The 15,615-nt window shown below is 66.5% G+C and carries 14 protein-coding genes; 12 read left to right on the top strand and 2 right to left on the bottom strand.

Features of this window, described 5'->3' with window-relative positions:
• The first annotated feature begins 40 nt into the window (after positions 1 to 40).
• The 12 genes from gspG (at position 41) to gspF (ending at position 13,398) form a co-directional block, all read left to right on the top strand.
• Positions 41 to 520 carry a type II secretion system major pseudopilin GspG gene (gene gspG, locus R2N11_RS10220; RefSeq protein ID WP_199030628.1) on the top strand — a complete coding sequence of 160 codons (480 nt, stop codon included), beginning with the start codon at positions 41 to 43 and terminating at the stop codon, positions 518 to 520.
• 26 nt (positions 521 to 546) lie between these two features.
• Entirely contained in the window at positions 547 to 1,047 is a 501-nt protein-coding gene (locus R2N11_RS10215) for a GspH/FimT family pseudopilin (RefSeq protein WP_199030627.1), read from the top strand.
• Entirely contained in the window at positions 1,044 to 1,463 is a 420-nt protein-coding gene (gene gspI, locus R2N11_RS10210; RefSeq protein ID WP_199030626.1) for a type II secretion system minor pseudopilin GspI, read from the top strand. Before R2N11_RS10215 ends, gspI begins: the two co-directional genes overlap by 4 nt.
• Positions 1,444 to 2,184: a PulJ/GspJ family protein gene (locus tag R2N11_RS10205; protein WP_316681015.1), complete on the top strand. Its 741-nt coding sequence runs from the start codon at positions 1,444 to 1,446 to the stop codon at positions 2,182 to 2,184. Before gspI ends, R2N11_RS10205 begins: the two co-directional genes overlap by 20 nt.
• A 1-nt stretch (position 2,185) precedes the next feature.
• Positions 2,186 to 3,256, top strand: coding sequence for a type II secretion system minor pseudopilin GspK (gene gspK / locus R2N11_RS10200; protein WP_316681014.1), 1,071 nt, complete (start codon positions 2,186 to 2,188; stop codon positions 3,254 to 3,256).
• Between the two features lie 164 nt (positions 3,257 to 3,420).
• Entirely contained in the window at positions 3,421 to 4,848 is a 1,428-nt protein-coding gene (gspL, locus tag R2N11_RS10195) for a type II secretion system protein GspL (protein ID WP_316681013.1), read from the top strand.
• A gap of 10 nt (positions 4,849 to 4,858) precedes the next feature.
• The gene (locus R2N11_RS10190) at positions 4,859 to 5,425 is read left to right on the top strand and encodes a type II secretion system protein M (RefSeq protein ID WP_316681012.1); all 567 of its coding nucleotides are present in this window, start codon (positions 4,859 to 4,861) and stop codon (positions 5,423 to 5,425) included.
• Between the two features lie 10 nt (positions 5,426 to 5,435).
• Complete coding sequence (locus R2N11_RS10185) at positions 5,436 to 6,287, top strand: type II secretion system protein N (protein ID WP_316681011.1); 852 nt, start codon at positions 5,436 to 5,438, stop codon at positions 6,285 to 6,287.
• Positions 6,288 to 6,324: 37 nt separating this feature from the next.
• Complete coding sequence (gspD, locus tag R2N11_RS10180; RefSeq protein WP_316681010.1) at positions 6,325 to 8,739, top strand: type II secretion system secretin GspD; 2,415 nt, start codon at positions 6,325 to 6,327, stop codon at positions 8,737 to 8,739.
• Positions 8,740 to 8,760: 21 nt separating this feature from the next.
• Positions 8,761 to 10,320 carry a type II secretion system ATPase GspE gene (gene gspE, locus R2N11_RS10175; protein ID WP_199033075.1) on the top strand — a complete coding sequence of 520 codons (1,560 nt, stop codon included), beginning with the start codon at positions 8,761 to 8,763 and terminating at the stop codon, positions 10,318 to 10,320.
• A 191-nt stretch (positions 10,321 to 10,511) separates the two neighbouring features.
• Entirely contained in the window at positions 10,512 to 12,170 is a 1,659-nt protein-coding gene (locus tag R2N11_RS10170; RefSeq protein ID WP_316681008.1) for a DUF4153 domain-containing protein, read from the top strand.
• Between the two features lie 16 nt (positions 12,171 to 12,186).
• On the top strand, positions 12,187 to 13,398 hold the full coding sequence (gene gspF / locus R2N11_RS10165; RefSeq protein ID WP_316681007.1) for a type II secretion system inner membrane protein GspF: 1,212 nt from the start codon (positions 12,187 to 12,189) through the stop codon (positions 13,396 to 13,398).
• Between the two features lie 581 nt (positions 13,399 to 13,979).
• On the opposite strand, the gene R2N11_RS10160 is transcribed toward gspF, so the two are convergent.
• Together R2N11_RS10160 and R2N11_RS10155 are read right to left on the bottom strand one after the other, a co-directional pair.
• Positions 13,980 to 14,891 carry a DMT family transporter gene (locus R2N11_RS10160; protein WP_316681005.1) on the bottom strand — a complete coding sequence of 304 codons (912 nt, stop codon included), beginning with the start codon at positions 14,889 to 14,891 and terminating at the stop codon, positions 13,980 to 13,982.
• The gene (locus tag R2N11_RS10155) at positions 14,888 to 15,580 is read right to left on the bottom strand and encodes a pyridoxamine 5'-phosphate oxidase family protein (RefSeq protein WP_316681004.1); all 693 of its coding nucleotides are present in this window, start codon (positions 15,578 to 15,580) and stop codon (positions 14,888 to 14,890) included. Before R2N11_RS10155 ends, R2N11_RS10160 begins: the two co-directional genes overlap by 4 nt.
• Between the last annotated feature and the right edge of the window lie 35 nt (positions 15,581 to 15,615).

Here is a 15,615-nt window from a genome sequence, read left to right as displayed (position 1 = left end):
GATATACTGTGTTCCCACTCTTATTGCCAACTCTCTCGCCATGATGCAAGGCCAACTCCGCTCCTCTTTCCGCCAACGTGCAGGCGCCGCCTTGGGCGCTCGCGCCGCGCGTGGCTTCACCCTGATCGAAATCATGGTGGTGGTGGTGATCCTGGGCATTCTTGCCGCGCTGGTGGTGCCGAAGATCATGAGCCGCCCCGACGAGGCGCGCATCATTGCCGCCAAGCAGGACATTGCCTCCATCTCGCAGGCGCTCAAGCTCTATCGCCTGGATAACGGCCGCTACCCGACCACCGAGCAGGGGATTGGCGCGCTGGTTGCCAAGCCGACCACCGAGCCCATCCCCAACAACTGGAAGGCCGGCGGCTATCTGGAGCGTCTGCCGAAGGACCCGTGGGGCCACCCGTACCAGTACCTGAACCCGGGCGTGCGCGGTGAAGTGGACATCTTCAGCTTTGGCGCCGACGGCCAGCCGGGCGGCACAGGCAACGACGCCGACATCGGCAACTGGGACAACTAAGCCATCGCCCCATCCGCCACATCAACATGAACGGCCATCCGCTGCCCCGCCGGCACGCATTTCGGCACATCGGCGGCTTCACGCTGCTGGAGTTGCTGGTGGTGGTGGTCATCATCGGCATCGTGCTGGGCGTGGTGGCCGTGAACGCCACGCCCAATCCGCGCTCGCAATTGAACGATGACGCGCAGAAGATGGCCCGCCTGATCGAACTTGGCCAGGAAGAAGCACAGTTGACCTCGCGCCCGGTGGCATGGGAAGGCGACGCACAGGGCTGGCGCTTCTATGAATCAACGCCCAACGGCTGGCGCCTGCTCACGCGTGACGTGCTGGCGCCGGGCCACTGGCGGCAGGGCATGGACAGCGTGCAGATCGTCGCCGGTGCCGCGACGGTGCCCGGCGCACCACAGCGGCTGGTGTTCGGCCGCGAGGCGATCGGCCTGCCGTGGCGCGTGGCGCTGACCTCCCAGGGTGCACGCGTGGACATCGTGTCCGACGGCGGCCCACGCGTACTGACCGAAGCACAATGACGCCCTCAGTCAAACCCGCCCGCCACCTCGGCCGCGCGCGCGCGCGTCGTGGCTTCACCCTGCTGGAAGTGCTGGTGGCGCTGACCATTGTGGCCGTGGCGCTCACCGCCACCATGCGCGCCATGGGCAGCATGACCTCGGCCAGCGAATCCTTGCAGACGCGCATGATCGCCACCTGGAGCGCTGAGAACGACCTCGCCAACCTCCGCCTGGCACGCGCCTTCCCCGACCCCGGCTCGCGCGGCTTCTCGTGCCCGCAGGGCGATACCGAACTGTGGTGCGAAGAGACCGTCGCCACCACGCCCAACCCGGTGTTCCGCCGCGTGGAGGTGTCGGTGTATGCGGATGCCGCCAAATCCGTGCGTCTGGCCTGGCTGGTCACCCTGTTGCCCAACGATGCGCGCAATGTCTTCTGAGCACCCCGCCCGCCGTACTGCGCGCGGCTTCACCTTGCTCGAGCTGCTGGTGGCCATCACGCTGCTGGCCATCCTGGCCGTGCTGGCCTGGCGCGGGCTGGACAGCATGACGCGCACGCACGAAGCGCTGGCCCAGCGCGACGAACGCATCGAAGCCCTCAAGACCGCCTACGCCCAGTTCGATGCCGACTGCACGCAACTGGCCGATCCGAATACCTTGTCGCGCTCGCCGATCGAGGTGGACGCCAACCGCGTGCTGCTGGTGCGCGACCGCCGCGACGACGGCCAGCCGCCCGCGTGGCAGGTGGTGCTCTACCGCATCGTCGACAGCCGGCTCGAACGCCTGCAAAGCCAGCCCATCACCAACCGCGGCGACCTGCGCAACGCGCTCGACAACCTGCGCCAGGGCGGCGGCAATGCGGCGCGCTACCAGCTCGCCACCAATATCGACGGCATCAGTGCCCGCGCCTGGATCGAACCCGGCGGCTGGATGGACAACACCGGCGCGCTGTCGGCAGCGCTGTTTCCGGGCGGCAGCAATACGACCACGCTGACGGGCGTGCCGTCGGCCTCCACGCCCAGCGCCTCGGCGCCGTCCGCCAACAATGGCGTGGTGGTGCCGGCTGCCTCGGTGCGCGCGGTGGAACTGGCGCTGCTCGTGCGCATGACGCCGCAAGGTGCGCCGCAGCGCTTCACGCGCATCTGCATGACGGGACTCTGACATGGCGCGATGCTCGTCCAAGCCTCTGCACCGTGGTACGCGCCAGCGTGGCGCGGCCATCGTCACCGCGCTGCTGGTGGTCACGCTGGCCGTGGTGATCGTCTCGGGCATGCTGTGGCGCCAGCAGGTGGAAATTCGCGCGGTGGAAAACCAGCGCCTGAAGGCCCAGGCCACGTGGATCGCGCGGGCGGGCATCGACTGGGCGCGCCTGATCCTGCGCGACGACCTGCGCCGCACCGGCGCTGTCGACCACCTGGGCGAAATCTGGGCCGTGCCCATTCAGGAGACCAAGCTGTCGGACTTCCTCGGCAGCTCGCTGCGCACGGATACGGCCGGCGAGGAGTCGTACCTCTCGGGCCGCATCTTCGATGCCCAGGCGCGCTTCAACCTGATGAACCTGCTGACAATGCAGACGCTGGGCACGCGCACCGTCGTCACCGGCCGCGACAAGGATGGCATCAAAGCTTACGGCTTGCTGTTGCAATCGCTGAACCTCGACCCGAACCTGGCCAACCTCACCGCGACGACCCTGGCGCAGATGCTGGGCGGTATCCAGTCGGTCGAGGGCAGCTCAGGCGGCCAGCAAGGCAGCGGCGATGACAGTGGCGGTGGGAGCGGCGGCAACGGCCCGCGCCCACTCGATGATGTGGATGGCCTGCTGTCCATCCCCGGCTACACGGCAGATGCCGTCCGCAAGCTGCGCCCCTACGTGATCGTGCTGCCCACGCGCACCCAGATCAACGCCAACACCGCCAGCGCCGAAGTGTTGGCTGCCGTCATTCCCGGCCTGAGCGTGGACCGCGCGCGGGCGCTGGTGCAGGCGCGCGACCGCGCCTACTTCCGCAACATCGGCGACGTCACCAACCAGTTGCGCGGCCTGGCGCCCGGTGTGGACACCACGGCCGCATCCAACCTGCTCGACGTACAGACGCACTATTTCCTGGTCTACGGCATGGCCCGCCACGAGCGGGCACAGCTTGGTCAAGTGGCGCTTGTTTCACGTGGCGATCCGGTCAACAATAACGCGACCCGTATTGTCTGGGTCCGCCGCATCGACGGAATTCCGTCATGACGACGCCGCAACACCCCTCTAACTGCGGACATTCCGTCAGTAGACAGACCCTAGCCTTCGCCGTATTGTCATCCGCATCGTTCAGCATCGCGGGTCTTGCGCAGTCCGGTGGCTTTCCCGGTGATTCCGGTAGCTCGCATCAACACTCTCAATAGAGGAGCGGTTTGACGACCTCCCTGTACGTGCGCCTGCCGCACCGGCCCATTCAATCGCCCGAACGCTGGCAAGCGGGTGCGCTCGCGTCCGTGCCGTTTGCACTGGTGCGCGAGGAAGGCGCACAGGGCGCCCAGCGCATCCTGCGCGAAGGCACCTCGCGCACCGACGAGCTGCCCGCGGCCGACCGCCTGATCCTGTTGCTGCCAGCCGCCGACGTCTTGCTGGTGCCCGCCAGCGTACCGCCGCTGGCCCTGCCCAAACTGCGCCTGGCCCTGCCCAACCTGGTGGAAGACCGCCTGGTGCAGGACGCGCAGCAGTGCCACATCGCCCTGGGCCCGCGCCTGAGTGCCGCGCCCGTGCGAGGCTGGCGTGCCCCGCGTGAGCCGCAGTCGCGCACGCTGATGATTACCGACCGCGCGTGGGTCCGCTTCATCCTCGACAACTTTGGCGCGCACAAGCACCGCACATGTCACTTGCTGCCTGCGCAGCTTTGCCTGCCGTTTGAAACACCTGCGGCCATCGCACCCTCTGCGGAGGCAGCCAATGAAGCGGAGCGTACTGAGCCGTCGCTCGAAACTCCCGCCGCACCCGCTGCCACGGAAACAGCAGACGCTGCCGCGGCGGTAGTCGCTCCGGCCACGATTGCACTGGATGCTGCGCCGCCGTCCGATCCGGATGCGCCTGCGGCTGTCGACATCACCGTCCGCACTGGCCCTGCCGAGGGCTACGGCCTGCGCCTGCTGCCCGCCAACGTCGCCAACTGGCTGGCCATTGCGCCCACCCCGGCCAGGCTGATGGTGTCGCCCGCCCTGCGCGAGTTGGCACCCAGCCTGTCTGCCGACCCGGCCGCCGCCACGCTGGACTGGGCAGCATGGGCATCGGGCGCACGCAGCGCACTCGCCTCGGGCGAGGCCGACCTCTGCCAGTTCGACTTCGCCAACGGCGGCATGGCCGGCGTGGACTGGAGCCTGTGGCGCCTGCCGATCGCGCTGGCCGTGCTGCTCGTCATCGTGCAGTTGGTCGGCATGAATGCGCGCTGGCTCACGCTGCGTGCCGAGCAGAAGCGTCTTGATGCCGCCATGCGCACGCAACTGCAGACGGCTTTCCCGAATACGCCGGTGATTCTCGACCCGCCCGCGCAGATGCGCCGCCAGGTTGAGCAACTGCGCCTGGCCGCCGGCAAATCTGCACCGGAAGATTTCCTGCCGCTGGCCGATCGCTTTGCCCAGGCTGCCACAGGTCTCGCGCCCGACGCGCTGCTCGCGCTGGACTATCACGGCCGCGCGCTGACAGTCACACTCAAGGACGGCACCGACACCAACGCGCTGCGCACCGCCGCCCGCAACGTCGGCCTGAACATGGACACCGCAGAGGCCCCACGCGGCGCCGAGGCCACCATCCAGGGCTCGCGCTGGACGGTCTCCATCGCCCAATAACGACTCCTCCATGGCGACTTCCTCCCCCTCCTCCGCTTCTGGCGCCCGCCGCCTGCCGCGCATCGGTGTGCCGGATTCGGTGCGCGACGCGGCCACGACCTTCTGGATGCAGCGCGAGCCACGCGAACGCCGCATTCTTGCCGGCGGCGGCGCAGTCCTCGTGCTGGTCATCATCTATCTGGCGCTGTGGGACCCGGCCTTCGAAGGCCAGCGCCGCATCGAGAAAGCCCTGCCGCAGATGCGCAGCCAACTGGCCGAGATGGAAACGCTCGGCCAGGAAGCACGCGGGCTGTCGGCCATTGCCGCCGCGCCGGTGCCACATGGCGCAGAGCTGCAGCAGGCGCTCAACACGAGCCTCACCAACCACGGCCTGAAGGCCACGCGGATGGCGCTGTCGGGCGAGAGCGTGCAGGTGCAACTGGACAAGGTGCCCTTCGGCGCTGTTGCTGAGTGGCTGCAGGAAGTGCGGCAGGCGCAGCGCATGAAGGTGATCGACGCGAACATCAAGTACGTGGGCGCCACCGCCCTGGTCAACGTGACGGCAACGCTGCAAAGCCCCGCCGCCGCGAGCCGCTGACGCAGCACCAATGGCGATCGAATCACTACCGCCGCTGCGCCTGCGCCGCCGCGACGCGTCTGAACACACCAGCCTGGGCTGGCGCCTGCTGTGGTGCGGTGTTGCACTGCTGGCTGTGGGGGCGACTGTCGTATCGCAGTATCCAGCGGCGTGGGCCGCTGAACGGGTGGCGTCGGCGACCGGGCAGCGTGTGCTGCTGGCCGATCCGCAAGGCAGTATCTGGCATGGCAGCGCCACGCTTGCGCTCACAGCCGGCAACGGTGGCGCCGATGCGACCGTGCTGCCGGGGCGGCTGTCGTGGTCGGTCGACATGCTGCCGCTGCTGACCGGCACCCTGCGGGCACACGTCGCGCACGACCGCGCGCTGGAGCAGCCGGTGGTGCTGACGGTCTCGCCGGGTGCCTGGCAAGCCGAAGCCGGTGCGATGACGCTGCCGGCGTCGCTGCTGGAGGGCATCGGCGCACCGTTCAACACGCTCAAGCTGGACGGCCGGCTGCGCGCGAAATGGACGCCGCTGTCGGGTCAATTCGGCCGTGCGTCGGGACGAGATAGGGGCCAGCCGGACACGGTCCAGGGCGCGCTGACTGTCACGGTTGAGCAGGTATCATCCAGCCTCAGCCGGGTACGGCCGCTGGGCAGTTACCAGGCCGTGCTGTCGTTCGGCGGTGCCGCTGGCGGGCCCATGCAACTGGCCCTGTCGACGCTGGCCGGACCGCTGTCGCTGCAGGGCCAGGGAACGCTCGGACAGGGCGCGCATTTTGACGGTGTGGCCAGTGCCACGCCGGAGTCGGAACCGCAATTGATTGGCTTGTTGAGCCTGCTGGGCCCGCGCGACGGGTCGCACTATCGACTACGCTTTTGATTCTTAAGCCGGCGCGCGAGCCAGTGTGCCGACAACCATGAACGAGACCATGCACAACGCCTCTTCCCGACTCACCGTCCGCGCTATCGTCCTGGCGTGCTGCGCAACGATGGTGGCCGGCTCGATGCCCGTCTTTGCTGCACCGCCCGCCAGTGCGCCGGCTTCCCAAAACGGTAACCCCGGTAGCACGGGCGATGAGGTCTCGCTCAATTTCGTCAATGCCGATCTCGAATCGGTGGTGAAAGCCGTGGGCCAGGCCACCGGCAAGAACTTCATCGTCGACCCCCGCGTGAAAGGCACGGTCAACCTCGTCACCGAGAAACCGGTGACGCGCTCGCAGGCGCTGGAATCGCTGGGCTCGATCCTGCGCATGCAGGGCTACGCGATCGTCGAGGGGAACGGCTTTACCAAGGTCGTGCCGGAAGCCGATGCCAAGCTGCAGGGCTCGCCCACCTCGGTGGGTGCCGCGGGTGCGCGCGGTGGCGAGCAGGTCGTCACGCAGGTGTTCCGCCTGCAGCATGAATCGGCCAACAACCTGGTGCCGGTGTTGCGGCCGATGATCGCGCCCAACAACACCATCACCGCGTACCCGGCCAACAACACGCTGGTCATTACCGACTACGCCGACAACCTGCGCCGCATCGGCCGCATCATCGCGTCGATCGACACCCCGGCGGCTGGCGAGACCGAACTGATCCAACTGAAGAACGCCGTGGCCATCGACGTGGCCGCCACGCTGCAGAAGCTGCTCGACCCATCAGGTGGTGGCGGTGCCGCGGCCGGTGCTGGCGCGGCGCTGTCGGACCCGAGCCTGCGCACCTCGGTGGTGGCCGAGCCGCGCTCGAACAGCGTGATGGTGCGTGCCTCCAGCGCCGCGCGCCTGGCGCAGGCCAAACAGCTGATCGCCAAGCTGGACGTGCCGAATGCACGCCCAGGCAACATCTGGGTAGTACCGCTCAAGAACGCCAACGCGGTGCAACTGGCCACCACGCTGCGTGCCATCGTGGCGGCCGACGCCACGCTGTCAGCCTCCGCATCCACGGGCCCGGGTGGGCAGAGCGCGGCGCAGGGCGCGACCTCGCAACCGACCGGCGGCGCCGCGGGTTCGCAGTTCAACCAGAACACGCAGAACACCAACTACGGCAGCGGTTCCGGCTCCGGCAGCGGTGGCAGCGGCAATTCGTCGTTCCGTGCCTCGTTCGGGCAGAACAACACCCCGACCACCGGCGGCATCATCCAGGCAGATGCGGCCACCAACGCGCTCATCATCACCGCCAGCGAACCGGTCTACCGCAACTTGCGCGCTGTGATCGACGATCTGGATGCGCGCCGCGCTCAGGTCTACATCGAATCGATGATCGTGGAAGTGACGGCGACCAAGGCATCGCAGCTCGGTATCCAGTGGCTGGCCGGCGGGGGTGGGCCCGGCACGTTTATCGGGGGCGGCACCAACTTCGGCACCGGCTCGAATAACGTGCTCAATCTGGCCGGCACGATTGCCGCCATCAGCTCGGGTGGCATTGGCGGCACCGCCGCGCAAGCCGCGCTGAGTAGCCTGAACGTCGGTCAACTCAACGGCGGCAACGTCGGGGTGTTCAACCGCGGCAGCGGGCTGGGCGCGCTGCTCAGCGCATTGGGTTCGGACGGCTCGGTCAACGTGCTGTCCACGCCAAACCTGATCACGCTGGACAACGAAGAAGCCAAGATCCTGATCGGCCAGAACGTGCCGATCACGACCGGTTCGTACACGCAGCAATCGGGCACGGCATCGCAGCCGTTCCAGACCTACGACCGCAAGGACGTGGGTATCACGCTGCGCGTCAAGCCGCAGATCACCGACGGTGGGCTGGTGAAGATGCAGATCTTCCAGGAGTCGTCGTCGGTGGTGAACGGCACGCAAAACGCGCAGCAGGGCCCGACCACCAACGTGCGCTCCATCGAAACCAACGTGCTGGCCAACGACGGCCAAGTGGTCGTGCTCGGCGGCCTGCTGGAAGACAACTATCAAGACGGCGAGCAAAAGGTGCCGGGCCTGGGCGACATCCCCATCCTGGGTGCACTGTTCCGCTCTGAGAGCAAACAGCGCGTGAAGACCAACCTGCTGGTGTTCCTGCGCCCGATCATCCTGCGCACGGCTGAAGCCACCGGCGCGCTGTCGGACAACCGCTACGACTACATGCGCACCCAGCAGCAGCTCTTTGTCTCGCCCAACATGCTGCCGACCACGTCCGACAAGGACACGCCGGTGCTGCCCACGCCCGACACCATGCGCCCCGCACCCAACTACGGTGATGTATCGATCGTGCCGAAGGGCCCCACCGGCACGCAGGTGCCGCCGGGCGCACCGCTGCCGATGCCGCAAGGCACCACGCGCAGTGAGCCGCGCCTGCAGAACTTCGCGGCACCCACCTCGGGCGGCTATGACGGCAACGCGCCGAGGAACGGCGGCTAAAGGCGCCGAGGACAACACACCATGGCAACGACGCAAGCCCTGACCACCGACGTCCAGACGCTGGAGCCGCCCTCGCAATCGGCGGTGCGACTGGTGCCGTACGCGTTCGCGCGCGACGCCCGCCTGCTTGTCGCCCGGCAGGACGTCGACACGCTGGAAGTCTGGGTCTGCCCGGAAACCTCGCGCACCGCGCTGGCCGAACTGGCCCGCGTGTTCGGCGCACTGCACCTGGTGACGCTCGACACTGCTGCACTCTCCACTGCCACACAGACGGCCTACAACGCCCAGGACGGCAGTGCCGCCCAGGTGGTCGGCGAGGTGGAAGGCGAGGTCGATCTCTCGCGCCTGATGCAGGACATTCCCGCCGTGGAAGACCTGCTCGAATCCGAAGACGACGCCCCAATCATCCGCATGATCAACGCGCTGCTCACGCAGGCCGCGCGCGAAGGCGCATCGGATATACACATCGAGCCGTTCGAGAATTCGTCGGTGGTGCGCTTCCGTGTGGACGGCACGCTGCGCGACGTGGTGCGTCCGAAGAAGGCGCTACACGGCGCACTGATCTCGCGCATCAAGATCATGGCGCAGCTCGACATTGCCGAAAAACGCCTGCCGCAGGACGGCCGCATCACGCTGCGCGTGGGTGGCCGCCCGGTGGACGTGCGTGTGAGCACCCTGCCCACCGGCCACGGCGAGCGCGCGGTGCTGCGTCTGCTCGACAAGGAAGCCGGCCGGCTGGACCTCAGCAAGCTCGGCATGGGCGCCGGCACGCTGGCACGCTTTGACCACCTGATCAACCAGCCGCACGGCATCGTGCTTGTCACCGGCCCGACGGGTTCGGGTAAGACAACCACGCTGTACGCGGCGTTGTCGCGGCTCGATGCGGCGTCCACCAACATCATGACGGTGGAAGACCCGATCGAGTATGACCTGGACGGCATCGGCCAGACGCAGGTCAACCCGAAGATCGACATGACCTTTGCCAAGGCCCTGCGCGCCATCCTGCGCCAGGATCCGGACGTGGTCATGATCGGGGAAATCCGCGACCTGGAAACCGCCCAGATTGCCGTGCAGGCCTCGCTGACCGGCCACTTGGTGCTGGCGACGTTGCACACCAACGATTCGGCGTCGGCGGTCACACGCCTGATCGACATGGGGATCGAGCCGTTCCTGCTGTCGTCGTCGCTGCTCGGGGTGCTGGCGCAGCGGCTGGTGCGCCGCCTGTGTGTACAGTGCCGCCGCGAAGAAGTGCTCGAACTCACGCCCGCTGAATTGGAAGCCGTGGCTGGCACACCGGTTGCGGATGGCGTGGTGCCGGCCACACCGGCGCACAAATCGGTGTGGCACCACGTGGGCTGCGAGCGCTGCAGCAACTCGGGTTACCAGGGCCGGACCGGTGTGTACGAACTGCTGACCGTCACGCCCGAAATCCAGACCATGATCCACCGCCAGGCAGCCGAATCCGAGATCAAGGCCCTCGCCATCGGCCAGGGCATGCAGACCATGCGCATGGATGCACAACGCTGGATCGACACGGGCGCGACCTCGCTGGAAGAAGTGCTGCGCGTGACACGCGATTAATGCGCAATTAGGGCGCGACGCGCGCGGCTGGCGCGTCACGGCCCGGCGCGCCATTCATAGTCCGGCCCGGCTGCGCTGTTTGGGCCTGTTGGCCCCTGGAGCCCTCTTAGATGCCGTCGTTGCGGTTGATGCTGATTGCCTTGGTGCAAGGCGTGGTTCTGTATGTGTGCGGGCAGCTGTCCAGCGCTCCCATGACCGACGCACAGCAGGCCATGCTGGCCAGCACTTTCACCCTCTTCGCGTTTGGCCCCACCGCGTACTACCTGTGCGAACACTCTGCCGCGCCGCGCCGCCAGGTTGCGCTGCTGCTTCTCGCTGCCGCATTGATTGCCGCCCTGGCCGGCTACAGCCACTGGATGGGGCAGGCGGGGTCGACATCCGAGCGCTTCAACAGCCTCGGCCGCGTGCAGTTGGTGTCGCTCGCGCTATGGGTATTGGCGCTGCCACTGATCCAGTTGCACGCCGATCGTCGTGCGCTGACCGACTACCCTGCCCTGTTCCGCACCAGCTGGCGCGACGCCATCCTGGTGATCGATGCCGCCGTCTTCACCGGCATCTTCTGGGCCGTGCTATTCCTGGGGGCGCAGTTGTTCGGCGTCATCGGGCTGAGTTTCTTCCGTGATCTGATCCGGAAGTCCGCCTTTGCCTGGCCGGCCACCACGGTGTGCTTTGCCTATGCCGTGCAACTTTGCCGGCGCCATGCCGTGATGGTCGAATCAATCCAGCGGCATGCGCTGTCGGCGTGCAAGTGGTTGCTGCCGCTCACACTGCTGATTGGCGCAGGCTTCGTGCTGGCGCTACCGTTCACGGGTCTGAAGGCGCTGTGGGCAACCCGCTATGCAGCCACGCTGCTGCTGTGGCTGCTGGCGGTATCGGTACTCTTCATCAACGCCGCATATGGTGATGGCAGCGAAGCGCCAGGCTACCCGCGCTGGCTGGCCGCCTTGCTGCGCTTGTTCACGCTGGCGCTGCCGGTGCTTGCCGGGCTGGCGCTCACCGCGATGTGGTTGCGCATCCAGCAGCACGGCCTGACCATCGAGCGCATCTGGGGCGTGCTGGTCGCGCTCACCGGCTGCGTCTACGCGCTGGGCTATGCGCTGGCTGCCTTGCGCGGTGGCGCATGGCTGGGCGGCATCGGCCGCGTGAACGTGGCGGTGGCGATTGGCCTGCTGGTCGCCATTGCACTGCTTGCCAGCCCGGTGCTGGAGCAGCATCGCCTGGCGCTGAACAGCCAACTCGCGCGCCTGGCCGCCGGCAAAGTCTCTGCCGAGAAGTTCGACTACGACGCCCTGCGCTTCGACATGGGCCGTCCGGGCCGCGCTGCACTGGCCAAGCTCGCTGCTGATACCACGCTCGCCAACCACGCCGAGATCAACCGGCGCGCCACACTGGCGCTGGCCAAGACGCAACGCTATGGCGACAACGCCAAGGGCGCCGACTTCGACACCGTGCTCGCCAGCACCAAGCTCTATCCGACAGGCGCCACCCTGCCCGCAGACTTCATCGACTACGCCCGAGCGCACCGCGACAACTTCATCTCGCTTGCGTGCAAGACGAACGACGCCGCCACCTGCGGCCTGATCGTGCTCGACCTTGACGGTGACGGCCAGCCCGAGATCCTGCCCGCCGTGCCGCAGTACCGTCCGCAGATCTACGCGCGCACCGCTGCCGGCTGGCAGACGATCGGCTACCTGGAGATCTCCTTGCGCGGCTGCCACGACACCACCGACGCGGACGCCGCAACCGCCACGGCGGCCAAGCCGCTCTGGAACGACTTGCTCATCGGCCAAGAGCGCTGGATGGTCATTCCCGACCGCGCCGCCGATTGCGACACCAACAAGAAGCCCTGACCGAACACGATTTGCCATGCCAGCCTTCCGCTACGAAGCCGCCGACGCCGCCGGCAAAACCGACAAGGGTGTCATCGAAGCCGACAGCGCACGTCAGGCGCGTACGCTGCTGCGCGCCCGCGGCCTGACGCCGCTGCTGGTTGACGCGCTAGGCGCTCAAGCCACTAGGCGCAGCGGATCCAGCTTCGGCAAGCGACTCTCCGCGCAGGAAAACGCGCTGGTCACGCGCCAGCTCGCCAGTCTGCTGGTTGCCGGTCTGCCGCTGGACGAAGCACTGGCGGCGCTGGCCGATCAGGCTGAACGCGCCTACGTGGGCGAACTGCTCGCAGCCATCCGCGCAGAAGTGGTGGGCGGCAGCTCGCTGTCGGTGGCGCTGGCGCAGCACCCGAAGGATTTTCCGGACATCTACCGCGCACTCGTCTCAGCGGGGGAGCACTCGGGCAACCTGGGCCTCGTGCTCACGCGCCTGGCCGACTACATCGAGAGCCGCAACGCGCTCACCTCGAAGATCAAGCTGGCGTTTACCTACCCGGCCATCGTCACGGTGGTGGCGTTTGCGATCGTGATCTTCCTGCTGTCGTACGTGGTGCCGCAGGTGGTAAGCGTGTTTGCCAACACGAAGCAAAAGCTGCCGACGCTGACCATCGTGATGCTGTGGCTCTCAGACTTCGTGCGGAACTGGGGGTGGCTGGCGGCGATCGTGCTGGTGGTGCTCGGCCTGCTGATTCGCAATCTGCTCAAGCGGCCGGCGCTGCGGTTGTCGTGGCACAAGTGGCTGCTGACGGCGCCGCTGTTCGGCAAGCTCGTACGGGGTTACAACACGGCGCGGTTTGCCAGCACGCTGGCGATTCTGACCAGTGCGGGCGTACCGATCTTGCGGGGGCTGCAGGCGGCGGGGGAGACGCTGAACAACGTCGCGCTCAAGACCAACGTGGAGGATGCGTCCACGCGGGTGCGGGAGGGGACGTCGCTGGCGCGGGCGTTGGCGGCGCAGAATCAGTTTCCGCCGGTGCTGGTGCACTTGATTCGCTCTGGCGAGGCGACGGGGAATTTGCCTGCGATGTTGGAGCGGGCGGCTCAAGGTGAAGCGCAGGAATTGGAGCGTCGTACGCTGTTCCTCACGGGCTTGCTCGAACCGGCGCTGATTTTGACGATGGGTGTTGTTGTGCTGCTGATCGTCTTGGCTGTGTTGATGCCGATTATTGAGATCAACCAGTTGGTCCACTGACTGGCTTTTTTGTTGGTGGTGTGCCCCTTGTTTCATCCCCTGCTGGGGCTGACTCACTTTCTTTGTCTTGCCAAAGAAAGTAAGCAAAGAAAAGCGCGCCCGATGCGGCGAAAGATTCCTTGAATTTCTGTCGCAAGGAGGGGAAGGGAAAAACTCGCTGCGCTCAAACAGTTTCCCTTCCTTTTTCCTCCTTGCAACAGAAATTCAAGGCGCCACATAGGGCAAGGGAAAAGCAAACAATCTCTTGCCAGCGCACAACTTCATCTTGGGTGCCGCTGCACGCATCTCGCGATCGACGTGCTTTAGCGCTCGCCGTTGTATTCCGCCGGTTTGGCCTTTGACTTTCCTGCCCTTGATGGCGCCTAGAATTTTCGTAAGTGGGCGGAAAAAAGACGGGAAACTGTTTGAGCGCAGCGAGTTTTTCCCGTCTCCGCCCGGTTATGAAAATTCAAGGAGGGGGTCGCCATCTCGGGCGCGCCTTTCTTTTGCTTACTTTTCTTTGGCAAGACAAAGAAAAGTGAGTCGTGCCCGACAGGGTACGAAACAGGGATGCACCAACAGGGCCAATACAGAACACAAACCTAGGAACGCCTCCCCAAAGCCCCCACCAATATCCCCCCAAGAATCAACCCCATCGCCCCCAGCAACGCAGCACTGACCACCTCCCCCAGTGCCACAGCAGAGCAGACAATCCCAAACACTGGCACCCCCAACAGCCCCAGCGACGTCGTCGCAGCCGGCAACATCCGATTGACCGTGGTGACCGCCCAATACGCCAGCGCAATCCCAAACACGCCACCGTAAAGCAGTAACCCGATCAGCGAAGGCTGCCAGTCAATCGATGGCACTCCATCGTGCACAAGCGCCAGCGGCACCAACAGCACGGTCGCCAGCAACGCCTGCCAGAACACCAACTCGAACGGCGGCGTCACCCACTTGTGCGACCGGACGTACAGAATGCTCGCCGCCCAGCACAACGCCGCCAGCATCACCAGCCCATTGCCGAACACGGCACGCCCCGCATGCCAATCAAACGTCAGCGGGTTGAAGATCAGCAGCAACCCCAGCAAGCCAAGCCCGACGCCAAGCAACCGTCGCCCGGTCAAGGGCTCGCCGAGCAACAGCCACGCCCCCGGCACCACCCACAGTGGCGTGGTGTACGCCAGCACCACCGAGCGCCCCGCCGGCACGAACTGCAACCCAAGGCTGACCAGCGCCGAAAACGCCGTCATGTGCAGCACGCCAACACTCAGGATGACCGGGATGTCGCCGCGCTTCGGTATCACCAAGCGCCCGCGCAGCAGGCAGATCACCAGCAGCGCAAGCGTGCCGACCGCAGAGCGCAACGCCACCACCCAGATGGGCGGCAGATACGCAAGCATGGCCTTGCCGACCGGCCAGTTGATCCCCCAGGCCAGCGCGACCACGCCGAGCAGCAACCAGGCGGTGCGCGCCGGGCTTCCGGTTGTGGCGGTGCCGACGGCGGTGGTCATGGCGTCACCGCTTCCGCGGGAACACGAGCGGTAACTTTCCACTCGCGCACATAGTCCGGCGTACCGGCCGGTGCGGCGTCCACCACCGGCGGCAGCGGCAGCAATGCCATCGGCAACACGCCGGCCCATACGGGCAAGGCAAGGTCTTCTGCGTCGTCCTTCGGGCCGCCCGTGCGGATCTTGCACGCGGCTTCGTCCAGCGGAATGCGCAGCACGGTGGTGGCCGCCAGTTCCTTGGTATTGCCGGGGCGCGCCTCTTTCGAGCGCCCGGGGGCCAGCGTCTCCATGAAGGTGTCGAGCACGGCCGGCTTCTGTTCGTCGGGCACGACTTCGAACGCGCCGTAGATGACGGCCGACCGATAGTTCATCGAGTGGTTGAACGCCGAGCGCGCCAGCACCAGCCCGTCGATATGCGTGACCGTCACGCACACCTGTGCGCCGCTGGCCGCCAGCTTGAGCATGCGGCTGCCGTTGGAGCCATGCACGTAAAGATGATCGCCTTCGCGCCAGCACGCGGTGGGGATGCAGTGCACGCCATGCTCATCGGCAAAGGCCATGTGACAGACGTAGGCCGCGTCCAAGATAGCGTGCAGCGTTGCGGCATCGTAGTGGCTGCGGCGGGCGACACGGTTCACGCGCGTGCGATCGGTCGGTGGGGTGGCGGTGGCCGGCGTTGTGGTTGTCGTCATGGCAAGGACCTGAACAGGAATTTGATCTGCCGACG

The sequence above is a fragment of the Ralstonia flaminis genome, assembly GCF_958415495.1.
In the GTDB taxonomy this organism is placed as follows: Bacteria; Pseudomonadota; Gammaproteobacteria; order Burkholderiales; family Burkholderiaceae; genus Ralstonia; species Ralstonia flaminis.
Note: the sequence above shows the minus strand (reverse complement) of the source record. Positions and strands in the feature narration are given on the sequence as shown.